Source organism: Dyadobacter sandarakinus, from assembly GCF_016894445.1.
Taxonomy (GTDB): domain Bacteria; phylum Bacteroidota; class Bacteroidia; order Cytophagales; family Spirosomataceae; genus Dyadobacter; species Dyadobacter sandarakinus.
Genome location: NZ_CP056775.1, coordinates 5,593,391 through 5,620,373, shown reverse-complemented (window position 1 = coordinate 5,620,373; position 26,983 = coordinate 5,593,391). Strand labels below are relative to the sequence as shown.

Sequence of the window (26,983 nt, the reverse complement as noted above, 5' to 3'; positions counted from 1 at the left end):
GTGCGTCAGATTTGGTCAAAAAATGATCCGCCCCCGGTTGTCTTCCTGGCGGGTGTACTTTCGGGTGTTCTCGGCCGGTTGATTCCCGGAGAAGTCACCCGGGCTCTTTCGGCAGACTGGTGCATTTCGGCCAGTGCTTCATTGGCCTCATCAGCGGCTGTTCTTGCAGGTTTTTCGTCTCTTACGTTTACAGCAGGCTCAGGCGTAAACTCGGCCACAGGTTCAGCAAATACCGGCTCTTCCACAGGAACTTCCGGGATTTCTTCCGCTACTGGTTCAGTGTCTTCTATCTCCGGCTCTGCCTCGGGCAGATCAAAAATGATATCCGGTTTTTCATCATTCAACACCACCAGCACTTCTTCTTCGGTCTCGTTTTCAGCCACTGGCGCAGCTGGTTCCGGGGCCGGCATTTGGGCTATTCCTTTTTTAGGCAATTCAATGTCGGATACGTGCTTGCGGATCTCTTCCATCCGGTTCAGCACAGACTCTTTATCAAACTTCTGCTCAAACCTTTCCACCGTTTCCATCGTACTGTTGGCCAGGGACGAAAGCTGCACGATCAGGTTTTCACGGAAATTTTCGATTGCTTTGAAATCCCGCTCCTGCACCCTGATTTCTGCCGCAAAGTCATCCTTGAAGCGTTTCAGTTTTTCCTCGGTCTCCTGAACAATTCGGTTGGTCCTGTTTTCCGCTTCAGCCACCAGATCATTCGCCGCCAACCGCGACTCTTCTATCCTTTTCTCAGCATTCTCATTCGCCTCTTTCTCGATCATGCGGCTGGTATCTTCTGCCGCTTTCAACGTCCTGAATAGGGTCGATTCAATATCTTTCAGCTTGGCCAGTTCTTTTTCCGCATATTCCAGCTGCATTTTGAGCAGGTTGTTTTCGCTGGACACCCGCTCCCATTCCTGCGACAACGAGTTCAGGAAAGCATCAACTTCGTCCGGATCATAACCTCTGAAAATCTTTTCAAAAGTGTGCTTGCGTATGTCGATTGCGGAAATTTTCATGGGGCGGTATCTGCTTTGGTTTAATTGGCAATGGTGGTGTAAGTTAAAGATATATGTGTCATTTTTCAAAGTATCGACCTACATTACCATATTATATGTACGCCCTCAAAGTACCTCCCAAACCGAGATCATCCGGTCGTCGCTACACGAAATCAGCTGATTTTCAAAGCTTGTCCAAAGGAGCTTGTTCACCGAGGTTCCATGCCCTGCATGCCGTGCCCGGTCTATTATTTTCCTGAGCTTGAATGAAGATGTTTCCCACACTTTCACCGACTTATCCATGCTGCACGTCGCAAACAATGTCCCGTCCGGGCTGAATTTCACATCGTTGATTGCGTACATATGCGCCGGTATGTCTGCTGCGGCCTCGTACCCTTGCCCCACGTCCCAGATTTTGAGATGCGCGTCACGCCCGGCCGAAAAAAGGTACTGGCCATCTTTCGAGTATTGAACCGAAAAGACGGAGTTGGTATGCGAGCGGATGGTTCGTTTCAGGGTCAAACCGGCAAGATCAAATATGTGAACATTATGCTCACTGTCCCCGCTCGCAAACTCTCCCGTCAAAGGATTGACAGACAGTGACCTGATACTTTTACCCGCAATTTTGATATGCTTTTTTACAGCGAACGATGGAATGTCCATGACCACGATCACCCCGTCTCCCAAAGCGATCAGGGCTATGTTTTCATGTATCTTAATGTCAAAAATAGCGGCACTTGTGATCCGGGCGGTACGCTCCACTTTGTTGTTTTCAAGATCAAGCACCTGGATTCCCTCATAGTTCTGACCGATCCACAATGCATTGCCTTCCTGATGCAGGGACATTGCGTAAACCGACGCCCCGATTCTTGCCACCAGCTTGCCGAGATCGGGCCGGGTAAGATCCCAGTGGATCACGTAACCATCCGCTCCTGCCGAGTAGAAACCCTGCCCGGAACGATCTGAAATAATTGTGTAAACACTGTCTCTATGACCGGAAAAAGTATCTACTTTGCGGACAATCATGCCTTCATTGGGTGAGTAAGGGTAAAAAAAAGCCGGCAAGCCGATACTTACGACAGCCGGTTGTCAAAAATAGAATTTGTTAACAGAATAAATATGCCGCTCGTTCACTCGGAGACGATCGGGGAGCATTGTACGCTGCTCCTCTGGAAACTGACCGAAACGGAAGATGTACTAAGGAAAAGCCTGGGAAGCACCTTCAACTCCGACGAGCTCGGCCTGATCTCACACCCGCAGAAAAGACGTGAGTGGCTAGCCAGCCGGATGCTTGTGAAAACACTGGTAGAGCAATTCGGGATCGATTACATGGGCCTGCACAAAGATGAGCACGGCAAGGCATACCTTGTCAATAACAGCTCCCACATTTCCATTACCCATACTTTCGAGTTCGTGGCCGTAGCGATCAATCCTGTTTCGTCCGTAGGCATTGATATGGAGAAGGAAGACGAAAAACTGCGACGAACGTCCAGGAAGTACCTCTCTCCTTCTGAATACGCCCACGCGGCTGATGAGATATCGCCACTATGCATGTACTGGTGCGCCAAGGAGGCCTTGTACAAGATGTATGGAAGAAAGAAGGTGAGTTTCCGGGAGTCCATTTTCATCCAGCCTTTTACCGGTAAACATCCGCAGCTGAAAGGTATCCTCACAGACGAACTGACAATTATTAAATCAGACATTCACCTCCGCTGGTTTGACGGACATTGCCTGGCAATTGCATTGTAGCCGCTAGTCTGCAATATCCTCGTCGAGGGTCGCTTTCAGTATCTTCTCAATTTCGCTGATCTTTTCCTGCTCACTTGTTTTTTCGTACGACAGGATCAGGTTCCTCAATACACGCTGCACAATTTCAAGATTGGAGCACGGCTGATAAAAGATGTCCTTTGGCTTGATGTTGAGCTGGGCAATGTAGTGGTCGATATCCGTTTTGGAAAAGATGATTCCACGGTTGAAAACATTGATATAAAACTGCGTACGATCACTCTTGTAGGTCAGCACAAACAAATTGGGCAGGTTAACACCATACACAGGCATACCCAGCTTCCGCGCTACGAGCATGTAAATCACGCACAGGGAAATGGGATTACCGCGCCGGCTTTCAAGCACAACATTGACCATGGAATTGGTAGGCGAATGGAAATTCTTGGTATTCGCCGAGAAATTCATTGTTCCAAAAAAGATACTGTTAATGCGCTTGACCTGGTCCACCGCATTCATCTCCTCCTGAAACTGTATCCAGATATCATAGTAAAGCTGCTCGACGGTGGTACGCAGCTTATCGAGCGAAAGGTCCGGGTAATGGTAGGTCGCAATGATCCACATACCTTCCAGCAGATCGAGTGCGCCCCCGTTTTTCCATACCTGCAGGCGCTCTATCATGATCCCCAGCTGCAACTCATGAATCAGTTCCTCAATCTTACGCTGCAATATCGGGTTAAAATTTTCCTCCCATTCCGTTTCAAGAAAAGGGATCACATTCCCTCCCAGCGACAGGATTTTACCCTCCACATGCTGGCTTACTTCGTTGTCCTCATCATCGAGCAGGGATATCAATGCTTTAATTTCTCGCTGGTTCATTTTCCTCAAATCTTCGTTTAACAACCAATGTTTAAATAAAAACAAATTTTTTTTATAGACATCATATTTTCTACTTTTGCCCATAAAAATATGCGACCGAGCGTGATAGTCCTATGACGAAAATGCGTCAAAATTTCCGCTTCATCGAGGATTTTATCCACTTTATCGCTTACTTGCTATACCACAAACAATTTTACCACGCTTGCGCGCATGAAAATTCTGGTGACCGGCGGAGCCGGATTTATAGGTTCTCACACAGTAGTAGAGTTGCATCAGGCGGGGTTCGAACCCGTCATTATTGATAACCTTTATAATTCCAATCACGGAGTTCTGGAAGGTATCAGGAAAATCACCGGCAAAGACTTTCCATTTTATGAAATGGACTGCAATGACACCGAGCAGGTAAGGGAACTGTTCAGGAAAGAGCAGTTTGACGGTGTCATTCATTTTGCAGCCTACAAAGCGGTAGGCGAGTCTGTCGAGAAGCCGCTTAATTACTACGAAAACAACCTGATTTCACTGCTTGTGCTGCTGCGTGCGGCTAAGGAGTTTAATGTGAAAAGTTTTGTTTTCTCATCTTCCTGTACCGTTTACGGTCAGCCCGAGCATTTGCCGGTGACCGAAAGTACCCCAAGGCAACCGGCTACTTCGCCTTATGGTAATACCAAGGCCATCGCCGAAGATATTATCCGCGACCACGTTCATTCCAAACCGGGACTGAAAGCCATTTCTCTCCGCTATTTCAATCCTATCGGTGCACACGAGTCTGCACTGATCGGTGAGTTGCCTAATGGTGTGCCCAGCAACCTGGTACCATTTATCACGCAAACCGCCGCGGGCTTACGGCCTTCGCTTACTGTTTTCGGCAGCGATTATGATACACCCGATGGCACCTGTGTGCGTGACTTTATCCATGTGGTCGACCTGGCCAAGGCACACGTAAAAGCATTGGAACTGCTTGACCAGCAAACGGATCAGGATTATTATGATGTATTCAATGTCGGCACCGGCGAGGGATACACGGTTCTGCAGCTCATCAGTACTTTTGAAGAAGTATCGGGCGTGAAGCTTAATTATACCATCGGACCGCGTAGGCCGGGTGATGTGGAGAAAATTTACGCGCAGGCGGACAAGGTGAACAATGTGATGAAGTGGCGTGCCGAAAAATCCATTGCAGAGGCACTGCGGGATGCCTGGAACTGGCAGAAAAAGATAACTTTCGAGAAATGAAAAAGATACTGATCACCGGAGGGGCTGGTTTTATCGGCTCGCATGTCGTACGCCGTTTCGTCAACTTTCATCCCGAGTACCACATTGTCAATCTTGACGCACTTACCTATGCTGGAAACCTCGAAAACCTGAGGGATGTGGAGCAGGCTTCCAATTATACCTTTGTCAAAGGGGATATTGTAGATGCTGCATTCATCGACAGGCTTTTTGAAGAGCACGACTTTTCAGGTGTGGTGCACCTTGCTGCTGAAAGCCACGTGGACCGCTCGATTTCGGATCCGATGTCGTTTGTGCTGACCAATGTAGTAGGTACTGTTAACCTGCTGAATGCGGCCAAAAAAGCATGGAAAGACGATTTTTCTGATAAAAGATTTTACCATGTATCAACAGATGAGGTGTACGGAGAGCTGCATGATCCGGGTACTTTCTTTGTTGAAACTACCAAATACGATCCCCGGTCGCCCTATTCAGCTTCCAAGGCATCATCCGACCATTTTGTAAGGGCTTACCATAATACCTACAAGCTGCCGGTGGTCATTTCCAACTGTTCCAACAACTACGGTCCCAATCACTTTCCTGAGAAGCTGATCCCGCTGATGATCCATAACATCATCCAGCAGAAGCCGCTTCCTGTTTACGGAAAAGGTGAAAACATCCGTGACTGGCTGTTTGTCGAGGATCATGCAATCGCCATTGATGTCATCTACCACAAAGGCGTAAACGGGGAAACCTACAATATCGGCGGGCATAACGAATGGAAGAACATTGACCTTGTGCATCTGCTCTGCAGCATCATGGACCGTAAACTGGGCAGGCCCGAAGGTGAATCCAAAAAGCTGATTACTTATGTCACAGACCGTGCAGGACACGATTTGCGCTACGCAATAGACGCTACCAAGCTGTCGGAAGAACTGGGCTGGAAACCTTCCCTGCAGTTTGCCGAAGGTCTTGAACGCACTGTAGAATGGTACCTCACCAACCAGGACTGGCTCAACAACGTCACCTCAGGCACATACCAGAAATACTACGACGAAATGTACCTTGACCGGTAAGTTTCTCCATTTTTAACACCACTGCATTCATGAAAGGAATTATTCTGGCCGGCGGTTCCGGCACGAGGCTGCACCCCCTCACCCTCGCTGTCAGCAAGCAGCTGATGCCTGTTTACGACAAGCCCATGATTTATTACCCGCTGTCCATTCTGATGCTGGCGGGTATCCGGGAAATCCTGATCATATCCACCCCGCATGATTTGCCGCATTTTGAAAAGCTGCTCGGAGACGGCAGTCGCCTCGGATGCTCTTTCAGCTATGCCGTACAACCCAGCCCGGACGGACTTGCGCAGGCCTTTATTATTGGAGAAGAATTCATCGGAAATGATAAAGTAGCGCTTATTCTGGGAGATAACATCTTTTATGGATCCGGGCTGTCACGCCTGCTGCAATCCAACAATGATCCCGACGGTGGTGTGATATTCGCATATCAGGTTCATGATCCGGAACGTTACGGCGTGGTGGAGTTTGACAAAGACAATACCGTGCTGACAATAGAAGAAAAGCCGGAAAAACCGAAGTCGAACTATGCGGTACCAGGTCTTTATTTTTACGATAATGATGTGGTCGAAATTGCCAGAACCATTGATCCTTCCCCCAGGGGCGAACTTGAAATTACGGACGTAAACCGTGTGTATCTTGAAAAAGGAAAGCTGAAAGTGGGAGTTCTTAACCGGGGTACTGCCTGGCTGGATACCGGAACATTCACTTCGCTGATGCAGGCGGGACAATTTGTACAGGTCATTGAAGAACGGCAGGGACAGAAGGTCGGCTGTATTGAGGAGATTGCCTATCGCATGGGCTTTATTAATGCAGAACAATTGCGTGAAATTGCCAAACCACTGGTAAAAAGCGGTTACGGCACTTACCTGGAACGCATCGTTGCCAATATTTGATTAACTTGATCAAATTATATTTGGTACAGTATCATCAAAATGAAGTTTCTGGCAGAGGAAATTGAGGAATATTCCGTGCGCCACACGGATCAAGAAAGTGAGCTGCTGAAGTCTTTGAACCGCGAGACCTATGCCCGCATTCTCAGTCCGCGCATGCTTTCAGGCCACCTGCAGGGCAGATTGCTGTCCATGATGTCGAGGATGATACGTCCCGAGCGGGTTCTCGAAATCGGCACCTATACCGGCTACTCCGCTTTATGCCTTTGTGAAGGACTCACTGAAAATGGGAAACTGATTACCATTGATGTGAATGAAGAGCTCGAAACCTTTACCCGCTCCTACTTCGACCAGTCTCCGTACAAGCACCAGATCGACTACCGCATCGGGAATGCATCAGACATCATTCCGACCCTTGACGGGTTCTTCGACATCGTCTTTATCGACGCGGACAAGTTAAATTACGCCAACTATTACCATCTTTGCCTTGACAAGGTACGCGAAGGTGGTTTTCTTATTGCCGACAATGTACTCTGGAGCGGCAAGGTGATCACCGCAGAAAGCGGAAAAACCGATAAGGATACCCGATCTATGGTGGATTTCAACAAGATGATCCAGGACGATCCGAGGGTATCCAACATCCTGCTGCCCGTTCGCGACGGTCTGATGATCGTACAAAAACTATAATAGAAAAACTTACAGCCAAGTACCTATAGATATGGCCCGAATTTTCTTCACAAACTTCCGATTTGTATGTGCAGCCTGCATGTTGCTGACGCTGAGCATAGGCCAGATTGCAGCGCAGGGTGTACCTGATATTCCTTCAAGCGTTTCCTTTGGCGGCATCACGGTGAAGTTTGACCGTAATGCACAAAATATTATTGAGGAAGATATCAAGAGCCTGATGAGCAACCGGAAGTTCTGGGAAGAAAAACTGGACCGGGCTATCCTGCACTTCCCGATCGTGGAAGGCATTCTGATGGACGAAGAAGTACCCATTGATTTCAAGTACCTGGCAGTACAGGAAAGCTCATTTCGCCCCGATGTGGTATCCACCTCTAATGCAGTAGGCTACTGGCAAATGAAGCCCGAGACCGCCCGTGAGCTGAATCTCCGGGTAGATGATCATGTAGACGAACGTAAGAATATCAGCTCTTCGACCCATGCTGCTGCCTGGTATCTCAAGAAAAACAATCAGCAATTCAACAACTGGGTTACAACACTTTACTCCTATTATCAGGGTGCAGGCGGTGTTAAGAAAGTAATTCCGGCAAACTGGGCATACGCAAGGGAAGTGACGCTTAATGGTAAAACAGACCGCTACGTACTGCGCTTTTTTGCACATAAAATTGCGCTTGAATCCGGGATCGAAAAGTACAAGACTGCGAATGCATTTGTATTAATGGAATCGGACTATGGAAAAGGTAAAAGCTTTGACGAGATTGCCCGGGACCTGGGAATAGCTTCCATTGACCTCAAAAATTATAACCGCTGGCTCAATGAAGACAAGGTACCTTCTGACCGTGAATACCTGATCACCATACCTGTACCTGTAAGTCAGGTGGCATCGGTTCGTGAAAAGCTTTCACTTCCACCGGCTCAGACAGCTGTCGCATCGGTATATGAGGAAAGCGGTTTCCCTGTTCTGAAAAAATCCACGAAGAAATCCTCTGACCCGAACGGACCTGCATTGTATGAGATCAACGGTCTGCCGGGCGTAGAAGCGAGGGCCGGCGACAAGCCCAAGACACTGGCAAAAGCTGGCGACCTGAGCATGCCGAAGTTTATGCGATACAATGATATGGTGGCCGATATGCCGCTGATACCTGGTAAAGTGTATTACCTCGCCCGTAAAAACAAGAAAGCTTCAACGCCATTTCATACGGCGCGCCCGGGTGACACCTGGCACAGTGTATCACAGCAATATGGTGTTAGGCTTGTTAATTTATTGAAATACAACCGCACTACCAGCCGCAACTATCCGATACAGACGGGCCAGGTTTTGTTTTTAACTAAAAAACGACCCAAAAAACAGCCTGTTGAAATCATTGCGCCTCCCCAGCCCTCACCTGCTGCAACCGCGCCGGCAGTTGCTTCCGCAACGACCAGCGAGCCTGCTCCGGTTGCCGGCACAGCCGCTTCGGGAAACATTCCTGCCAATGCAGCAGGGCGCAAAAAGTATACGCCTGTACTGGTGGAAAAAAGTGACGGTACTGTAAAACCCGGTGCCGTGGTTCCGGCTGTAACGCCAGCCACTACTCCCGCAGCTGCATCCAATGCAGGCACCCCTACAAAGCAGCCCACCGCCGAAACCAATGACCGAGTAGTTATTATCACGCAGGATAATGCAGATGCTTCTTTTAAATCAACGGACGAAGAAAAACGCGAAGTAAAGAGCAATGCACCTACCCGCGTGATCACCCCGAATGATACCCGCACCACTGCGCCTATGTCTGTGTACCAGCGCCAACGGGCAGCTGCGGCAGAGAAGGCGGCGCGGGAAGCGGCAGCAAACAATGATGCTGCTGCACCTACAGCTGCTCCGGCAGCGGCAGCGCCATCCGTTGCGAAGGCCAGCTATCATACGGTACAGTCTGGCGATACGTACTTTGGCATTGCCGCCAAGTACAATCTTTCACTGAAAGAGCTGCTTGCATTGAATGACCGCGATAGCCGCAGCCGCCTGGCTCCGGGGCAAAAACTTATTGTCAGCAAGGATGCTGCCGCAGATCCTGTAAATGAGACCTCAGCGTCGACCAGTGCAGCGCCTGAGCGTGTGGTGGTAAACCGGCCGGTACCGGCTTCTACATTTAAGACACCTCAGGAAGAACGGGAAGAAAGCCGCAGTACGGCAGCAGGCGAAGGCACGGGATACCACGTGGTACAAGGTGGACAGACTTATTACAGTGTCGCCAGAATGTACGGCATCTCGGTACGCGAGCTGATGAGCCTGAACAATCTGACCGACAGTGACAGGCTTAAAAGCGGCCAAAAACTGCGTGTACGGAAAGGATCAGACGATCAGGCGGGTACATCGGAAGTAGCATCAGGCAGTCAGACGCATACGGTGGCTCCCGGCGAAACATTGTTCCGCATTGCGCAGACTTACAATACCAATGTGGCGGACATAAAAAAATTAAACAATATGTCGGGAAACAGTGTTATGGTAGGACAAAAACTTAAAATCCCGCAACAATAGTCTGTCAGACCCATGATACTGATTGAGAATACCTGCATTAGTGACGATATTGAAGACCAGCTCTTTGTTTGCAATCTTGAAAAATGCAAAGGTGCCTGCTGTGTGGAAGGAGATTCAGGTGCGCCGCTCGATGAGTCGGAACTGGCCATACTGGACGAAATTTACCCGCAGGTAGCCCCTTACCTTACAGAAGCCGGAAAACAGGTAATAGCCAGAGAAGGTACCTACACGAAAGACCTGGACGGTGATTATGTGACGCCGATCATTGACGGAAAAGAATGCGTTTACGCGATTTACGATGAGCGCGGCATTCTGAAATGTGCGATTGAGGAAGCGTATAATGACGGCAAGATCAGCTACAAAAAACCGATTTCCTGCCATCTGTACCCGATCCGGGTTACCAAATACGAAGAATTTCATGCATTGAATTACGACCGGTGGGAAATATGCAGCCCGGCCTGCTCGCTCGGCAGTGAACTTGGCGTGCCTGTTTATAAATTCCTGAAGGCACCGCTGATCCGGGCGTATGGCGAACATTGGTATGAGCAGCTGACGCATGAAATCGACGAACGCCAGCAAGCCAGGATCAATGCATAAGCCGGCTTCTGAAAACAACTTTTTCAATGACGTATACGACGTGGTCAGGCAGATACCCGCGGGCCGCGCTACATCTTATGGTGCGATTGCCGCGTACCTTGGCTCTAAAAGAGGTGCCCGCATGGTAGGCTGGGCCATGAGCAGCAGCTACAATTATCACGATATCCCTGCGCATAGGGTGGTGAACAAGGCGGGTGTTCTGAGTGCAAAAAATCTGTTTGAAACACCTACTATCATGCAGGAACGGCTGGAAAGCGAAGGCATAGTAGTCAGGGACGATCAGATTCAAGACTGGGAAACATGTTTCTGGGATCCCGAAAAAGAACTTGGCTGAAACAAAAAGGACTTCTCACGTGAAATGAGAAGTCCTTTTTTTGTTTCAGTTCAATCCTTATTGCAGGGAGATCAAACGCTCCATGTTGCTCTCAATTTTTACTTCTTTTACCAGCTTTTGCTGTTTGTTATAAAGCTCAAAGTAGTACTTGCCGTCTTTCATATCTTCCAGGTCGAAAACGCGGCGGTACTTGTCGGCTTTTTGCGAGAACATCTCCGAGTAGTAGACTTTTCCAGTGCGGTCTTTCAGCAAAATTCTCAGTTTGGTATCCGGATTTTTATCGACAGACAATTTCACTTTACTGGTGTTGGCAACTTTGTAAATGGCTGCATCCAGCTTGTAAGTGACCGCATCGGCCTCGTTGTTTTTCTTTTTGTCAGCGGCTAATGCATTGAGCGACAAGGAAAGCGCAGCAGCGCAGAGCAGGTTTGAAATGATTGAAGTTTTCATGGCTAATATATTTTCTGGTTGACACTACACAATTGCATAGATGACCTTAAACCAGAAAAGGATATGCCAAATGCTTTGGTCTGTATTCTAAATCAGAAAAATAGACACTATAAACTGCTCATAATCAACTGTTCATGAAAAATACAGGACTGATTCAGATGTAACCGGATAAGCTGAGAAGTTGTTCGGAACCGAACAGAGTAAGCCTGAAACCGAACGCCGGATCAGGACCGGGCGGCATAGCGGGAGGCATGATCCGGCGCTTTCAGGAGGTACAATCCGATGAAGGTAATCAGACCATTGATAATAAGACGCTCGAAACCAAAACGGTAACCATTGAACCACTCGGCAGAGTGAGCATTGATAACGTACGTAAGAATGGGCGCAATAATGCAGACAAGCGGCACCCAGCGATCGTTCACCGGCCTTTTCAGAAAAGCTCCGAAAGAAAAAAGCCCAAGCAGGGGACCGTACGTGTAACCGGCCAGGTCGAACACGGCTGTGATTACTTCCTTGTTATTGAGCTTATTGAAAACGAGGATCACCAGGTAAAAAAGCACAGAAAAACCCACATGAACCCAGAACTTAATGGTAGCACGTTTGTCTTCGGGCTGCTTTTCAATGTTCATAAAATCAATGCAGAACGCAGTTGTAAGCGCGGTAAGCGCGGAGTCGGAACTGGCGTAGGTAGCCGCGGTTATCCCGAGAAGGAATGTAACCCCCACCAGCAGGCCCAGATGGTTTAGTGCCAGCATCGGATAAAAATCATCGGTACGCTCGGTAAACGGAATGCCTTCCGCCTGGGCATATACATACAGCAGCGCGCCCAGCGAAAGAAACAGAAAATTAACGATCACCAGCACGATCGTAAACCAGAACATGTTCTTCTGTGCTTCACCTATATTCTTGCAGGTCAGGTTTTTCTGCATTAGATCCTGATCGAGGCCGGTCATAACAATGGCAATGAAAACACCCGCAAAAAATTGCTTGAAGAAGTTTTTGGGATCATTGGTATCCCAAAAGAAAACCTGAGCATATCCGCTTCCTTTTACGGTACTCCATATTTCGCCTATACCATCCAGGCGCAGTTCCTTTGAAACCAGGATTATTGTCAGGATGACTGCCGTAATCAGGAAAAAGGTTTGAAGGGTATCGGTAACAATAATGGTTTTGACGCCTCCTTTGAAGGTATAGATCCAGATCAGGAAAATTGTAATGGCCACGGCCACCTCAAATGGAACACCCAGCGGCTTGAACAATGCAAGCTGTAATACCTGTGCCGCCACATACAGCCTGACGGCCGAGCCCACGGTACGCGAAAGCAGGAAAAAGCCGGAACCGGTTTTGTAAGACCAAAAGCCAAAACGCTGTTCGAGGTACGAGTAAATGGAGATAAGATTGAGCCGGTAGTAAAGTGGCATCAAAATTGTACCTATCACGAGGTAACCCAATATATACCCGATCACTACCTGAAAGTAGGAAAACTGGATATTGGCCACTGCACCCGGTACTGACACAAACGTGACTCCCGATAGGGAAGTACCGATCATGCCGAAAGCAACGAGGTACCAGGGAGACTGCCTGTTGGCCGTAAAAAACGTGTTCGTGTCGGCTCCCCGTGATGTGTAAATGGATATGGTAATCAGTGTTCCAAAGTAAACAACCAGGATCAGTAACGAAACGTATGGATTCATCAAAAAGTGGGTTTGAACGATACCAGGGAGAGATTAGATGCCTCCTGAGCACTAAAATGTGCGTTTTTAATTAGATTTGCTAATCAAAGAGAAATTTGGCTGTTATGCAAGCGCTTACGGAAACGGAAGAGGAGGTACTGGAGGAAACGATTGAGGTCGATGTCAGGCGGCTTATTGTGTACAACGATGATGTCAATACATTTGACTGGGTTATTGATACACTGATGGAGGTTTGCGGACATTCCAGTGAGCAGGCTGAACAATGCACATTAATCATTCACTACAAAGGCAAATGCTCCGTTAAGGAAGGATCTTTTGAGGAACTGGCAGGAATGCGCAACGAGATCTGCAGAAGAGGCATTTCCGCAGAAATCCATTAATCCATGAATTATCCTTCACGCCTTATTGAGGATGCCGTCACCGAGATTTCCCGGTTGCCGGGTATCGGTAAGAAAACCGCATTGCGGCTGGCATTGCATTTGCTGAAAAGAGACGAGGAGCAAACCCTGATGCTCTCCGAAGCACTCCTGAAAATGCGTACCCAGACCACCTACTGCAGAAAATGCCATAATATTGCCGATAACGAACTGTGCAACATCTGCAGCAATTCCAAACGGGATACCAGCATTATATGCGTTGTGGTGGATACCCGGGATGTACTTGCCATTGAATCAACCAATCAATACCGGGGACTGTACCATGTACTGGGCGGGATTATTTCGCCCCTGGAAGGTGTAGGACCTGCCGATCTTCAGATCGATTCCCTGCTGACCAGGGTGGAGCAAAGCGGTGAAGATCCTGTGAAGGAAATTATACTTGCGCTTAGTCCTACCATGGAAGGAGACACCACTGCATTTTATCTTCAAAAGAAACTAAAAGCGACAGGAGTTAAAATCAGTACCATTGCCCGGGGCATCCCCATCGGGGGCGACCTCGAATATGCGGATGAAATCACCCTCGGCAGAAGCATTGTAAGCCGGGTGGCTTACGATTGATCACTAACCATTTTTCTATTCCTGAGTTATGAACAGAACAGATTTCTTGCGGACTTTGGCAGGCGGAACTTTCGCTGCCAGCAGCCTGACAAACTATTCATTTGCTTCTTCATCAATAACCGAAGCTGCGGCTGAAATGGCACCATTCAAACAGGCTCCGCTGCCTTACGACTTTGCTGCACTTGAACCCAGCATTGATAAGATGACCATGGAAATCCACTATACCAAGCATCATGCTACTTACGTCAAAAACCTGAACGATGCGGTAAAAGGGACTGATCTGGAAAAGAAAACACTGGAAGAAATTATCAAGAACATCGGCAAAGCGCCTGTGGCTATACGCAACAACGGAGGCGGTCACTGGAACCATACGTTTTTCTGGGAGGTACTTGGTCCCAAGAAGACCGCAGCTCCTACCGGCGCAGTAGCCGATGCAATCAATGGTCAGTTCGGATCAATGGACAAGTTCAAAGAAGAGTTCGGCAAAGCTGCAACCACACGCTTTGGCTCCGGCTGGGCATGGCTGGTGGCTCAAAACGGCAAACTGGCAATCGGATCCACACCCAATCAGGACAACCCGCTGATGGATGTTTCCGATTTTAAAGGTACGCCCATCCTGGGCCTTGATGTCTGGGAACATGCCTATTACCTCAAATACCAAAACAAACGTCCTGACTACATCAAAGCATTCTGGGAAGTTGTGAACTGGGATAAGGTAGCAGAAAACCTGAAGAAGGCTTAGAAGGAGCCCTTCGACTGCGCTCAGGGTGACAAAATTGGGAGGAAGGAGGATGGAGGACGGAGCTAAATTAAAGTTTACTCTCCTCCTTCCTCCCTTTTCTCCTTTCTTTCCTTCCTCCTTTCTTCCTAATTACAATAACTCGAAATCACCTTATAAGCCTGCTGATAGCCCAGTTCTCCGGCTTTACTCAGGTCGAGGCAGCCGTCATTGACTTCTCCCAGGCTGTTTTTCAGGATTCCCCGCAGGTAGTACGCCTCCGGATAGTCGGAGCGGAGTTTGATGGCACTTGTAAAATCAAGTACAGCACCCATCTGGTCGCCGCTGGCGGAGCGGATCATTGCGCGTGAAAAGTATGCATTGGAATAGGTCGGATTAAGCTCTACGGCAGTGGTCAGGTCCTGAATGGCCGCTTTTACCTCTCCTACCTTGGACTTGCTGATACCCCGTATGTAGTAGGCCTCGGCACGTTCACCGGTCAAATTGTCCATCCGTATGTTTTCCTTGACCTGATCACGTAAACCGTCCAAGGTTTCCTTGTTGAGCTTTCCGCTGTAGGTAATCTTTTTAGGATCGCCTACGTAGCTGTTTTTCAATTCGATGGACCGGTTAAGGTCTTCAATCGCACCACGCTGGTCATTAAGCTTGTTTTTAGCGAACCCTCTTCCATAATATGCCTGAAAATGCTCCGGATTTAGCTGAATGGTTTTATCAAAATCAATCACTGCTCCTGTAAAGTCCCCGACTTTGCTTTTAGCGAAACCCCGGCTTGCATAAAACTCGGCATCATTAGGGCTCAGTTCGATGGCTTTGGTAAAATCGGCAGCAGCCCCCTGGTAGTCGCCCAGTTCTAGCTTGGCCATGCCGCGCCCTGCATACGCACCTGTACGCTTGGGACTAAGTTCGATTACTCTTGTAAAATCCGCAAGGCTGCCGGCGTACTCCTGTAAATCCTGCTTGCAGTTGCCGCGTGCATACAATGCTGCCAGCTCGTCGGGATTAATGGATAATGCTTTATCCAGATCGGTGAGGGCACTCCGGTGACTTTTCAGTTTGGCATAACTTACGCCCCGGTTGTAGTAAGCTTTGGGATCTTCGGGATTGAGCTCGATGGCTTTGGTATAATCTTCAATGGCAGCCCTGAAATCGTCCTGCATGCTCTTGCTCACGCCCCGGCTTTGATAGTAGAGCGGTTCACGCGCATTCAGCTCAATGGCTTTGTCGTAATCCAGCACCGCCCCGCGGTAATCTTTGAGGTTGGCTTTGGCAAGTCCCCGGTTGAAATAGCTGGGGGCATGCTCCGGATTCATGGAAATGACGGTGGTATATGCCTGCAATGCACCGGTAAAGTCGCCGGTACCTGCTTTGGTATTACCTTCTTCAAAATATTCAGCTGCTGAACGCTGGGCAAAGGTGACTGATGGGGAAGAGAGAAGAACAAGGCCCAAAATGCCTGACAATAAAACCTTCATGAAAGTAAACCTTTTCCTCAAATCAAATGATCGTTGAATTATTTCATAAAAGTATTCAAATTCCTACTTGGTTTCAATACGCATCGGGGCGGGAATTTCAGGCAAAATGCAAGTTAAGGCAGCCGACAGGCAAGGCAGGCTGCGGATTATGCGCGGCTCAGGATTGGCATAAACAAAAAAACCGGCATAAAGCCGGTTTTCAGTATTCGCAAGCGTCTTGATTATTCAACGATAAAGCTGCCTTTCATCAGAGCGTAGTGGCCCGGGAAGCTGCAGATGTAAGTGTAAGTTCCTTTTGCAGGAGCTGTAAACTCAACGGTATCACTTTCACCACCGCCTACCAGCTTGGTATGTGCGATAATGTTTCCTTCTTCTGATTTAGGGATGTATTCGCTTTCACGGGCAGCTGCTGCCTTGGAACCAAATGCAGCAATGTCAACACCCGGTTTCAGTAACACCCAGTTATGGCCCATAGCCGCTTTTGCGAGTTTACCTGCATGCGTCAGGGTAAGCTTTACTTTTTGTCCGGCTTTTACCTTGATCTCTTTCAGGTCAAACTGCATCGCATCCGTACCTTTGATAACGATGGTTTTAGTTTGCTTTACATCGTTCACAACTCCGGTTGCAGGGGAGATTTTTGCATCAACAGCATTCATTGTAAGCGCTCCGAAAGCAATCACCGAGGCGAGAAGAAACTTGGTTCTTTTCATATTAAGAGTATTAGTAAACTTTTGATTTTAAATTAACCCCTGCAAGTTACTACACGGGTTTATAAAAATATAATCCATTAACAATTGTTTGAAAACTAATACCTAGAAGAGGATTTTGTACTGATCACGGACTGCCCTGCCCACACAGATGACCGAAAGTACCATCATATAATGGTTGATATCCACAGGGTCCATAGGGATCGGCAGCTTGCCCGATTTGGTGGACAGTGCCAGCAGCATCATCGAAAAAACAACCCATAATGCGCTTTTCTGACGGCTTGCCAGGCCTACGCAGGAGATCAGCAGCGCGATGAGAATACAGAGAGACTTGATGATGAGTCCGACATACTCTACCCGGAACCATATAATGCAGTAAAAGAGCAGCAAGCCGACACATACCGTGGAAACAAACAGGAAATCGCCGCCTTTGTACCGCATGATCAGGCACCACGAGGCAGAGACCAGGCACAGCGAGCCCAGTGTCATCTCGCCTGCCATCAGGATTTCACTGGCGCTTTCCAGGCTCTGCAGCCCGGCGTATACCAGCAGATCTGCCAGCGCAACCAGTGCGATGTTGAACAAAAACACGCCCCAGAGCCACTTTGCGATCTTTGGCTGACCCTTGAAGTGCCGGAAAAAAATGAACAAACTGGTGAAGCTTAAAACGATGTTCGAAAATATATGCGGATTGGTCAGCAGGTGCATAAAAAGGCGTAGGAATGTCAGAAAAAGCAATTTACAAATTCCGGCTACATTTTGCTACTTCGTGCTTTTCGTTCTACTTTTACCGAAAAAACTGATTTACCAACATGAGCGTTTTAGTAAATAAGGATTCCAAAATTATAGTTCAGGGATTTACCGGATCGGAAGGGTCGTTCCATGCCCAGCAGATGATTGAATACGCTACTAAAGTGGTAGGTGGTGTAACTCCTGGAAAAGGCGGTCTGTCTCATCTTGAAAGGCCCGTTTTCAACACTGTTGACCAGGCTGTAAGAGCAACCGGCGCTGATGTTTCGATCATTTTTGTTCCGCCGGCATTTGCTGCTGATGCTATTATGGAATCTGCTGACGCTGGTATCGGTGTGATTGTTTGTATCACGGAAGGTATTCCTACCAAAGATATGATGCAGGCAAAAGAATATATCAAATCTAAAAACTGCCGCCTGATCGGCCCCAACTGTCCGGGTGTTATCACCGCGGAAGAATGTAAGGTGGGGATCATGCCGGGATTCATATTCAAGAAAGGTACGATCGGCCTGGTTTCAAAATCGGGTACGCTTACCTACGAAGCTGTAGATCAGCTGACACGCGCCGGATTGGGACAAACTACTGCAATCGGTATCGGCGGTGACCCTATCATCGGCACCACAACCAAACAGGCGGTTGAACTTCTGATGGAAGATCCTGAAACTGAAGCTATCGTAATGATCGGGGAAATCGGCGGAAGCATGGAAGCTGAGGCTGCGGAATATGTTAAATCGACCGGAAACAAGAAACCTGTCGTCGGCTTTATTGCCGGTCAGACTGCACCAAAAGGACGTCGTATGGGCCATGCGGGCGCAATCATCGGCGGCGCTGATGATACAGCAGAAGCCAAAATCAGAATCATGAAAGAATCAGGTATTTATGTGGCAGAGTCGCCGGCACTCATCGGAGAGACCATGCTGGTTGCACTTGGCAAAAAATAATACGGCATACCTTCTAAATACAAAAGGGCTGGGGAAACCCCGCCCTTTTTCATACCGGATGAAATCTGTTTTCCGATCTATTTCCTGGGCTTTCCTTTCCCTGATGCTCAGCCTGGGAGCATTGGCGCAAAACGTTTCGAAGGTATCCCCTCCTGCCCGGTTCTTCCCGGTTTACGACTTCAAAAATGATTGGCTGGTATATAATAGTCAGTACAAAAACTATGTCCCCTTTTCACAGGAAATCAATGAGGCGGCTCCTTACATAAGCCTTCATATTGATCTGCTGAAAAACCGCCGCTACGCACTGCTGCTGAAAACCGAGAGCGAGTGCTACCTGTTTCTCGAAGGTGCATTACAGAACAAGATTGAAGCCGGCAAATGGCAGGAAATGAGTATAGACAGTCTTTTCCGGATTTATAAGAAAGACGAGCTCCTGTTTACCTTTTACGGCAGGCCGGGCATTGCTGACAAAACGGTATTGCTGTGCAATAAAAAAGCGCGGGGTGATGTGGGCCTGGCAGAAAATTCGCGATCAGGTTTTATTAATATGAAACCTGTTTCATTCTCCCCATTCGGGAATTTTGCCGCGGTCGTGTTGCTGATTGTACTCGTTCTGAATGCATGGCTTTACAACACCAATACACCTTCTTTTGTCCGCTTGATCAGTCCTATTGACTTTTTCAACAACGATCCGCGTGATCAGCTTTCCAAAAATCACAAACCTTTAAGCAATACCGTTATCACCTTTGTGGTAGCGCTGGCGATGCTGATGGCATTTGCTGCGACATTCCTGCTTGTGAACAGATTTAACCTGTTTTCATTCAGTACGTTATTTTCCGGGAAGTCGGGTACGGCCGAGTTGCTGGGCGACTTCTCCGTCCTGACCATTGTATTCTTTTTGCTGATTTATGCCAAATACATTTGCATGGTGATGGCAGGAAATATGCTCAACCTGGACAAGCAGGTCGACCTTATTTTTATCAAAATTATACAGTCATCTTACCTGTTTTACGCATTTTGCTTTCTGATGGTTTTCTTCCTGAACTTCAATCATGTGAACCTTACAGCCGAAATGCGACCCTACCTTGCACTGCCATTTGTATTGTTTTACTTCTCACGTTTTATCTCCCTGTACATTGTCACGCGGCCTTCGGGTTCGTTGATTAATCTGTATTTATTTTCTTACCTTTGCGTCATAGAAATTATCCCGCTCATTATAGGTATAAAGTTTGCCTTGTAGCCGGTAACAAATGAATCGGGAATAAAACCACTGCGCATTATACATGAGTGATACCATCAATTTTGATCAGGAGCGGCTTAAAAAAGTGACAAGCCTTTTGGTAAGCCAGTCCAGACCAGCAGACGAGAATTCACCTTATTACGAACTGGCCAAGAAGTATAATATCAAAGTTGATTTTCGGCCGTTTATTCATATTGAAGGGGTTTCCTACAAAGATTTCCGCAAACAAAAAGTCAACATCCTGGATCATACGGCAGTAATCTTCACGAGTCGTAATGCCATTGACCACTTTTTCCGGATTTGCAATGAAGGTCGCCTTGAGGTACCTGCTACAATGAAATACTTTTGTATTTCGGAACAAACAGCCAATTATCTCCAGAAATACATTGTTATCCGCAAGCGCAAAATCTTTACAGGGACCAAAACTGCTGCCGAGCTGATCGAGCTCATGCGCAAGCACAAAAAGGAGAAGTTCCTTTATCCTTGTTCTGACGTCAGAAGGAATGATATTCCCGAGTTTGCGGATACTGAGGAATTTCACCTGACGGAGGCTACCATGTACCAGACGGTATCCTCTGACCTCTCGGATCTCGGGGAAGTGTACTACGATATCATTGCATTCTTCAGTCCTTCCGGTATCAAGTCACTGTTCGAGAATTTTCCGGATTTCAAACAAAACAATACGCGTATTGCCGCATTTGGCCCCACAACAGCCAAAGCTGTGGAAGATGCGGGCTTAATACTTGATATTCAGGCGCCTCTCCCCAATGCACCGTCTATGACAGGTGCGCTTGAAGTTTACATTAAAAAAGCCAATAACGCCTGATATTCAGACAGCCATTCAGCCCCGGAATTTTTCGGGGCTTTTTTGTGGTCATATCAATTTTTTTGAGCAATATGCGTTTATAAAATGTCCGTCAAATGACCCTTGGTGCTATTTCATTAAACTTGCAGGCATGACCTTGACTTTTATTTTTCGTAATGGCAGATACCGAAAGTTACTGGCTATTTTCCTGCTGGCATCGCCTGGCGTGTTCGCTCAGAAGGATGCCCAGTTCAGCCTGTTTTCTCTTAACCAGCTTTACCTGAACCCAGCCGCAGCAGGCGCTGACGGCCTTACCAAATTCCATGTCATTCACAGGACTCAATATGCAGGATATCAGGGTACTAATGTAGATGATGCGGGTGGAGCGTTATCCACGCAGCTGTTCTCATTCAGTATGCCCCTGAAGAATTTTGGTATCGGGTTTTATGCATTAAATGATAAAAGCGGTCCCCGCAACGACCAGGACTTCAAGATATCTGCTGCCTACAAGATTCCTATGGCAGGCGGGAACCTGCAGGTAGGTGCGAGCGGAGGATTATTTCGCCAATCGATTGACTATGGAAAACTCCGCGCCCGTGATCCGGACGATCCTTTGATTCAGACGGGTGTTATTTCCCAGATCAATCCTGACTTTGCAGTAGGGGCCCGGTATGAAAATGACGCATTCTATGCCGGCGTCTCACTTAACCACTTATTGAAGCCCAAGTACCAGTTGGGCTCAGAAACTGCTACAAATCCATTACCAAGAACATTATATTTCAATGCCGGTGTGAACATTGAGCTCGGCTACCTTCTCGACGTTCAGCCGATTGTACTGGTAAAATCGGATATCAGCACCATTTCAGCGGAAGGCGGCGCGACGATTACGTACAACAAGCGCTACTGGATCGGAGGAACATACAGGCAACAAGATACCTACTTCATCATCATGGGTGGTGTTTACCTGCTTCCTGACCAATCGCTGAGATTGTCGGGCGCCTATGATCTCGTACTGGGTGGCAATCGTACCAAGGCACCCTCTTCATTTGAGGTGCTTCTGTCATATGCCCTTCCTTCGCCTCAATTTGGAAAGAAAGCGATCATCAGAACACCACGCTTCCGATTCTGACAGGAAATTTGTTAAAAGGTTTTATCCTGAGGCTCAGCAAAAAATAGTAAAATATATAGATTTTACAACATTTACCTGGCTCTTTTCAGATCAGGCAAAAACAGTTGTGAGTCAGTTTGAGAAACTTTAATTTATATTTGTAAAATAGTGGCGTGCAATAACATTTATGATTTTCCTGCGTTAGAACGATGGTCGAGAAAGCCCGCTGTAAACGTGGAAAGCACGCCTTCAAATCCTTTGCAAAAGCCTGCATTGGATTTGGCTTATGTTTGTAATACCAGTATACTATAGATTATCAACTGACGTTTTTAGGCTAACATTTTATAATTCAAATTTTACAAACCACTATGGATGTGAACGTGTTCTATCGGGATGGGGTCAAAAGCCTGCTTTTGGTTGCCGCTCTAATGCTGATGCAGAGCTGCGGTTTTATCAAAAGCAAGTTTGGCAAGGGAGGAAAAGAAGAAAGCGGTATATCAAACGGAGAGATCACAGCTACCGCCCGCAAAGGATACAAGCAGACCACTCCTGCAGGAATGGTGGTAATTCCTTCCGGATCATTTGTGATGGGACAAGCCGATGAGGATATTGCATCTTCCATGAATAACATGAACCGGCGTGTAACAATCAGTTCATTCTTTATGGATGATACTGAAATTACAAATAATGAGTACCGCCAGTTTGTGAATGCTTTGATGGTTGACTCTGTTTCAGTGCTGGGCGAGGAAGAAATTATGTCCAAGTACTACCCGGATACCACTGTTTGGAAAAAAGATTTTGCATACTCCAATGGTGATCCTTTTGTGGAATATTACTATCAGCACCCGGGCTTTGATACTTATCCGGTGGTAGGTGTGAGCTGGACTGCGGCGGAGTACTTCTCAAAATGGCGTACCAATCTGCTACATGATTATCAAAACAAGGAAGGCCAGTTTAACTCAACCGGTTTCCGCTTGCCGACAGAGGCAGAATGGGAATGGGCAGCAAGAGGTGGTCGTGCCGTAGCGAAATACCCCTGGGGTAATCCATATACCATGAATGCAAAAGGTTGCTTCCTGGCTAACTTCAAACCGCAGCGCGGAAACTACGATGCTGATGGTTATCCATACACTGCCCCAGCCAATGCATACAACCCGAATGACTTTGGCTTGTACAATATGGCCGGAAACGTTGCGGAATGGACTTCCGATGCTTACACAGACAATGCGACTGCCATTGTATGGGATATGAACCCGGAGTACAACAACCCGGATGAACCCCGGAAGGTTATCAAAGGCGGCTCCTGGAAAGACATTGCATACTACCTGCAAACAGGTACAAGATCCTACGAATATGAGACTGAGCGCCGTGCATTTATCGGTTTCCGGTGTGTCATGGACAATGTAAATGACCGTGGCGGTGCCCGAGCCCGTCGTCGCTAAAAAATCTTACTTATCTGAAAGAAGCAGCGTTCACAACCCTGCTTCTTTTTTACAATCACGTTGAACCAACGATCATTTCTAACAACCTTTTATTTTTCACTGTAACCGATTTTAATTTGTATGGCTAAGAATAGCGGACCTAGTTTTTTTTGGGATAAACTGGTACCAACCATATACAGCGCTGGTGCTGCCGTTGTTATTTTGGGAGCTTTATTTAAAATTCAGCACTGGGATGGAGGAGGCCCGATGCTTACTGCAGGGCTAGGTACTGAGGTAATTATCTTTATTTTGTACGCACTACAAACTTTGACCCAATCATCAGACAGAGATCCGGACTGGACACGTGTTTACCCTGAATTGGCTGACGACTATAACGGACCTGCGATTAGCCGGATGTCTACAAGTGCAAGCGGCACAACTGCGAAGCTTGACAACATGCTGGACAATGCGAAGATCTCACCTGAAATCTTTGATAATCTGGGTAAAGGATTCAGAAACCTTTCTGATACTGTGAGCAAGATCAGCGATCTTACAGATGCCACTGTTGCTACCAACGATTATGCGCGTAATGTAAAATCCGCATCAACGGCCATCAACGATATGAATAAATCCTACGGTGTGGCGATCAACGCAATGTCTTCCATGGCGGATGCTACCAAGGATGCACAATCCTATCGCGAGCAGTTTCAGCAGATTACCAAGAATATGGGTGCACTTAATGCAGTGTACGAGCTTGAATTGCAGGATACAACCAAGCACTTGAAAGCAATGAATGCATTCTATGGCAATTTGACAGCTGCGATGGAAAACATGGCTGATGCTACCAAGGAGTCACAGGTGTTTAAAGGTGAGATGACCAAGCTTACTACCAACATTTCATCGCTGAACAACATCTACGGTAACATGCTTACCGCGATGAGAGGAAATGCCTGATTATCGGATTGAAACGATCGTCATTCCTGGGATTTTGCATGAACAGGCTTGACGATTGTTGTTTTTAAACTATTCATTCACAGAAAAACCGATTACAGAATAATATGGCAGGTGGAAAAGAAACACCCCGTCAAAAGATGATTGGCATGATGTATCTGGTACTTACCGCGATGCTTGCATTGCAGGTGAGTTCAGCCATTATTGAAAAATTCATTCTTCTGAATAATTCTTTGGAACTATCCTCCGGAGCAGCAAATAAGCTTAATCAGGAAATTGCACTCAAGATTAAGGCAGCTGTTGAAAAGTCCGGAAACCGTTCTGCTGATGTAGCTGTCATGAAGGACGCTGATCAGGTTCGCAAAGTTACCTCTGACATTACCAACGAACTGAATGCACTGAAACAGGAAATCATCACCAAAGCAGGTGGAGGATTGAATGAAGAAGGTGGTATCAAAAATCCGCAGGAAGAAACTAAAGTCGGCGAGATGATGATTGGCGTAGGCAAAAATGGAAAAGCTTACAAATTGCAGCAAACCTTGAACTCGTACGTAGCTGAACTAAACAGGGTATCTCCTAACAAATTCCAAATGCTTGCATTGGATGGAAAGGAAGATCCTGTGGCGAAAAGCAACAAAGAACAGCGTAACAAGGATTTTGCTGAGCTAAATTTTGAATCGACTCCCGTTGCTGCTGCACTTGCTGTACTAAGCCAGAAACAAACTGATATCCGCCGGATGGAAGGTGAAGTACTAACGTATCTGGCCAGCAAGGTAGGAGCCGCTGACATTAAGTTTGACCGCGTGCTTGCAATGGTAAGTGCTGATGCAAAAACTGTTGTTGCCGGTACTAAATTTAAAGGACAGATGTTTATCGCAGCATCGGCCTCGGGTATTACACCCCGCATGAGTCTGAACGGAGCGCCGGTCAAAGTTGAAAATGGTGTAGGTCTCATTGAATTTACGGCTCAGGGTGGCGGCTATAATGCAGAAGGTCTTGCGCGTCGTGAGTTGCAGGGACGGATTACAATTCCTACTCCGTCGGGCAGGGATACCACTTACACGATGAACCAGGAGTACTTTGTTGTGAAACCCTCGTATCAGATTGAAACAGGAACACTTCCTCCGTTATACCTGGGTTGTGCCAACAAGCTGAGCATTCAGAGCCCGGCACTCGGCCCGCTGTGGGCCCCTAACTTTACTACGGACGGCGGTGAGATTATTCCAAGTGGCCAGAAAGGTAAGTTTACCATTGTGCCTAATAAAGCTCAATTGAACATCAACGTGTTCAATGCAGGTAACCAGCTTGGAAGTGAGCCTTTCCGGGTAAACCGCGTTCCGAAACCATCGCTGGAAGTACGTGTAAATGGTGCCGTTTTCGACGAGCGCCGTGGTGCACCTGCTGCCGGAGCAAGAAGTATCCAGATTGTTGCAGTACCTGACGAAAGCTTTAAGAACTTCTCTCCCGAAGATGCGAAATTCAGGGTATCACAGGTGGAGATATCACTGGCGAGAGGTTCAAGAAGGATCAATGGTGTTACGCTGAATGGCGGAGGAGGATCTATCTCTTCCCTTGCACAGCAGGCACAGCCCGGCGACCGCTACGTAATTTCAATTCTGAAAGTTGAACGTCAGAACTTCAAAGGTGCTGTTAGCGACGTAGAAATGGGAAATCAGACCCGTTCCGTTACACTATACTAATTTCCTAAGCCGCTCGTTTGATAGACAATAGAACACTTGCATGATATGAGAAGACTGACCGGAAAAACGATTGCATGCTCACTCCTGACACTTTCCCTGGCATCCGGCACTGCCTTTGCTCAGGAAAAGGAAGACTCTACAGCCAACTTGTTTTCAGCCCGCCCAATCGGTGACGAGGATGTGATGATGAAGCGGACTTTGTGGAGAAGAGTAGACCTGAAAGAGAAGCAAAATATCTCGATGTTTTCCAAAAACAATGAGATAACACGATACCTGCTGGATGCTGCAAAAGCGGGATTAATCGATGCATATACGAATGATTCCTGCGCAACCAAGATCAGCGCAGGTGATATCCACAAACGTATCCTGATCCCGAATCAGACTGCCGGCTTGTCCGCAGATGAAATTGCGGCAGGGTTTGGTACACCTGCCAGCACAGATGAAGGCTGGGGAGCTGCCAAAAAGCCAGATGCTGCTAAGGCTGAACCTGCTGCGGCTGATGATGGATGGGGTGCCAAAAAACCAGCAAAAGAAGCCGTAGTAGAAGATGACGGTTGGGGTCCTCCTAAAAAGAAAGCAAAGAAAAGTACCAAGAACACGGAAGTTGCCAAGCAAGAGCCTGCAGTAGAAGAAAAGCCAAAGGTGGATTCTACTTTCTCGACTCAGGTGGCAGTAACCGAAGAGGAATACTTTCCTGACCAGCTTAGCATTATCGAGCTGAAAGAGGATTGGGTTTTTGATAAGAAAAGATCACGTCAGTATAACGACATCCAGACGATCACGATCGTGTTGCCGGCAGAGCAAACAGCGACAGGTTTGGAACTTCCGGTAGCATCTTTCCGCTACAAGGATGTGGAGCGGTTGTTTAGAAGTGATCCTAAAAAATACATCTGGTATAATACCCATAATACTGCGCAAAACAAGAACCTTGCGGATGCAATGGACTTGCGCTTGTTCTATGGTCGGATTACCAAGTATTCCAATGCAAATGACCGGGCCTTTCTTGACATTTACAATGGAGAAAAAGAAGCTTTGATCAAGTCGCTGAACTACGAGCAGGAGCTTATGGAGCTTGAACACGGCTTGTGGGAATACTAATCAGAATATAAGAGCAT

Annotated in this window: 27 protein-coding genes; 19 read left to right on the top strand and 8 right to left on the bottom strand. The window is 47.3% G+C overall.

Going from position 1 to position 26,983, the window contains the following annotated elements:
- Positions 1-5: 5 nt before the first annotated feature.
- Positions 6-1,010: a DivIVA domain-containing protein gene (locus HWI92_RS23295; RefSeq protein WP_204659797.1), complete on the bottom strand. Its 1,005-nt coding sequence runs from the start codon at positions 1,008-1,010 to the stop codon at positions 6-8.
- Between the two features lie 105 nt (positions 1,011-1,115).
- Positions 1,116-2,015, bottom strand: a complete 900-nt coding sequence (locus HWI92_RS23290; RefSeq protein WP_204659795.1) for a WD40 repeat domain-containing protein — start codon at positions 2,013-2,015, stop codon at positions 1,116-1,118.
- Positions 2,016-2,108: 93 nt separating this feature from the next.
- On the opposite strand from HWI92_RS23290, the gene HWI92_RS23285 reads away from it, so the two are divergent.
- Positions 2,109-2,738, top strand: coding sequence for a 4'-phosphopantetheinyl transferase family protein (locus tag HWI92_RS23285; RefSeq protein WP_204659793.1), 630 nt, complete (start codon positions 2,109-2,111; stop codon positions 2,736-2,738).
- A gap of 3 nt (positions 2,739-2,741) precedes the next feature.
- Here HWI92_RS23285 and HWI92_RS23280 read toward each other — a convergent pair whose 3' ends face one another.
- Positions 2,742-3,590, bottom strand: a complete 849-nt coding sequence (locus tag HWI92_RS23280; RefSeq protein WP_204659791.1) for a transglutaminase-like domain-containing protein — start codon at positions 3,588-3,590, stop codon at positions 2,742-2,744.
- 210 nt (positions 3,591-3,800) lie between these two features.
- On the opposite strand from HWI92_RS23280, the gene galE reads away from it, so the two are divergent.
- The 7 genes from galE to HWI92_RS23245 are packed head-to-tail and all read left to right on the top strand — an operon-like array spanning position 3,801 to position 10,895.
- On the top strand, positions 3,801-4,820 hold the full coding sequence (gene galE / locus HWI92_RS23275; RefSeq protein ID WP_204659789.1) for a UDP-glucose 4-epimerase GalE: 1,020 nt from the start codon (positions 3,801-3,803) through the stop codon (positions 4,818-4,820).
- A complete protein-coding gene (rfbB, locus tag HWI92_RS23270; RefSeq protein WP_204659787.1) occupies positions 4,817-5,872 on the top strand; it encodes a dTDP-glucose 4,6-dehydratase in 1,056 nt (351 codons plus the stop codon). The genes galE and rfbB overlap by 4 nt, the downstream gene beginning before the upstream one ends.
- 29 nt (positions 5,873-5,901) lie before the next feature.
- Positions 5,902-6,768: a glucose-1-phosphate thymidylyltransferase RfbA gene (gene rfbA, locus HWI92_RS23265; protein ID WP_204659786.1), complete on the top strand. Its 867-nt coding sequence runs from the start codon at positions 5,902-5,904 to the stop codon at positions 6,766-6,768.
- 39 nt (positions 6,769-6,807) lie between these two features.
- Entirely contained in the window at positions 6,808-7,452 is a 645-nt protein-coding gene (locus HWI92_RS23260; protein WP_204659784.1) for an O-methyltransferase, read from the top strand.
- A gap of 31 nt (positions 7,453-7,483) precedes the next feature.
- Positions 7,484-9,964, top strand: coding sequence for a LysM peptidoglycan-binding domain-containing protein (locus HWI92_RS23255; RefSeq protein ID WP_204659782.1), 2,481 nt, complete (start codon positions 7,484-7,486; stop codon positions 9,962-9,964).
- 12 nt (positions 9,965-9,976) lie between these two features.
- Positions 9,977-10,561, top strand: a complete 585-nt coding sequence (locus HWI92_RS23250; RefSeq protein WP_204659780.1) for a DUF3109 family protein — start codon at positions 9,977-9,979, stop codon at positions 10,559-10,561.
- Positions 10,521-10,895, top strand: a complete 375-nt coding sequence (locus HWI92_RS23245) for an MGMT family protein (RefSeq protein WP_229248519.1) — start codon at positions 10,521-10,523, stop codon at positions 10,893-10,895. The genes HWI92_RS23250 and HWI92_RS23245 overlap by 41 nt, the downstream gene beginning before the upstream one ends.
- Before the next feature lie 57 nt (positions 10,896-10,952).
- Here the strand turns inward: HWI92_RS23245 and HWI92_RS23240 are convergent, their stop codons facing one another.
- Positions 10,953-11,345: a DUF3244 domain-containing protein gene (locus HWI92_RS23240; protein WP_204659778.1), complete on the bottom strand. Its 393-nt coding sequence runs from the start codon at positions 11,343-11,345 to the stop codon at positions 10,953-10,955.
- A 224-nt stretch (positions 11,346-11,569) separates the two neighbouring features.
- Positions 11,570-13,039: a sodium:solute symporter gene (locus HWI92_RS23235; RefSeq protein WP_204659776.1), complete on the bottom strand. Its 1,470-nt coding sequence runs from the start codon at positions 13,037-13,039 to the stop codon at positions 11,570-11,572.
- Between the two features lie 104 nt (positions 13,040-13,143).
- Here HWI92_RS23235 and HWI92_RS23230 point away from each other — a divergent pair, with 104 nt between their 5' ends.
- The 3 genes from HWI92_RS23230 to HWI92_RS23220 are packed head-to-tail and all read left to right on the top strand — an operon-like array spanning position 13,144 to position 14,776.
- A complete protein-coding gene (locus HWI92_RS23230) occupies positions 13,144-13,419 on the top strand; it encodes an ATP-dependent Clp protease adaptor ClpS (RefSeq protein ID WP_204659774.1) in 276 nt (91 codons plus the stop codon).
- Between the two features lie 3 nt (positions 13,420-13,422).
- On the top strand, positions 13,423-14,034 hold the full coding sequence (gene recR, locus HWI92_RS23225; protein WP_204659772.1) for a recombination mediator RecR: 612 nt from the start codon (positions 13,423-13,425) through the stop codon (positions 14,032-14,034).
- A 28-nt stretch (positions 14,035-14,062) separates the two neighbouring features.
- Positions 14,063-14,776: a superoxide dismutase gene (locus tag HWI92_RS23220; RefSeq protein ID WP_310589496.1), complete on the top strand. Its 714-nt coding sequence runs from the start codon at positions 14,063-14,065 to the stop codon at positions 14,774-14,776.
- A gap of 125 nt (positions 14,777-14,901) precedes the next feature.
- On the opposite strand, the gene HWI92_RS23215 is transcribed toward HWI92_RS23220, so the two are convergent.
- The 3 genes from HWI92_RS23215 to HWI92_RS23205 all read right to left on the bottom strand — a co-directional run bounded on the left by HWI92_RS23215 (position 14,902) and on the right by HWI92_RS23205 (position 17,603).
- A complete protein-coding gene (locus tag HWI92_RS23215; RefSeq protein WP_204659769.1) occupies positions 14,902-16,245 on the bottom strand; it encodes a tetratricopeptide repeat protein in 1,344 nt (447 codons plus the stop codon).
- A 221-nt stretch (positions 16,246-16,466) separates the two neighbouring features.
- A complete protein-coding gene (gene azu / locus HWI92_RS23210; RefSeq protein WP_204659767.1) occupies positions 16,467-16,955 on the bottom strand; it encodes an azurin in 489 nt (162 codons plus the stop codon).
- 102 nt (positions 16,956-17,057) lie between these two features.
- Positions 17,058-17,603 (bottom strand): hypothetical protein, encoded by a 546-nt coding sequence (locus HWI92_RS23205; protein WP_229248518.1) that lies wholly within the window; start codon positions 17,601-17,603, stop codon positions 17,058-17,060.
- Between the two features lie 161 nt (positions 17,604-17,764).
- Between HWI92_RS23205 and sucD the strand changes: the two genes are divergently transcribed.
- The 8 genes from sucD to porN all read left to right on the top strand — a co-directional run bounded on the left by sucD (position 17,765) and on the right by porN (position 26,966).
- Positions 17,765-18,643, top strand: a complete 879-nt coding sequence (sucD, locus tag HWI92_RS23200; RefSeq protein ID WP_204659764.1) for a succinate--CoA ligase subunit alpha — start codon at positions 17,765-17,767, stop codon at positions 18,641-18,643.
- Positions 18,644-18,701: 58 nt separating this feature from the next.
- The gene (locus tag HWI92_RS23195) at positions 18,702-19,883 is read left to right on the top strand and encodes a DUF4271 domain-containing protein (RefSeq protein WP_204659762.1); all 1,182 of its coding nucleotides are present in this window, start codon (positions 18,702-18,704) and stop codon (positions 19,881-19,883) included.
- A gap of 43 nt (positions 19,884-19,926) precedes the next feature.
- Positions 19,927-20,709: a uroporphyrinogen-III synthase gene (locus tag HWI92_RS23190; RefSeq protein WP_204659760.1), complete on the top strand. Its 783-nt coding sequence runs from the start codon at positions 19,927-19,929 to the stop codon at positions 20,707-20,709.
- 130 nt (positions 20,710-20,839) lie between these two features.
- Complete coding sequence (locus tag HWI92_RS23185; RefSeq protein ID WP_204659757.1) at positions 20,840-21,817, top strand: PorP/SprF family type IX secretion system membrane protein; 978 nt, start codon at positions 20,840-20,842, stop codon at positions 21,815-21,817.
- Between the two features lie 347 nt (positions 21,818-22,164).
- Positions 22,165-23,238: a T9SS ring complex lipoprotein PorK/GldK gene (porK, locus tag HWI92_RS23180; RefSeq protein WP_204659754.1), complete on the top strand. Its 1,074-nt coding sequence runs from the start codon at positions 22,165-22,167 to the stop codon at positions 23,236-23,238.
- A 120-nt stretch (positions 23,239-23,358) separates the two neighbouring features.
- The gene (gene porL, locus HWI92_RS23175) at positions 23,359-24,171 is read left to right on the top strand and encodes a type IX secretion system motor protein PorL/GldL (RefSeq protein ID WP_204659745.1); all 813 of its coding nucleotides are present in this window, start codon (positions 23,359-23,361) and stop codon (positions 24,169-24,171) included.
- A gap of 104 nt (positions 24,172-24,275) precedes the next feature.
- Positions 24,276-25,868, top strand: coding sequence for a type IX secretion system motor protein PorM/GldM (gene porM / locus HWI92_RS23170; protein WP_204659743.1), 1,593 nt, complete (start codon positions 24,276-24,278; stop codon positions 25,866-25,868).
- Between the two features lie 45 nt (positions 25,869-25,913).
- Positions 25,914-26,966: a type IX secretion system ring subunit PorN/GldN gene (porN, locus tag HWI92_RS23165; RefSeq protein ID WP_204659741.1), complete on the top strand. Its 1,053-nt coding sequence runs from the start codon at positions 25,914-25,916 to the stop codon at positions 26,964-26,966.
- The last annotated feature ends 17 nt before the right edge of the window (positions 26,967-26,983 follow it).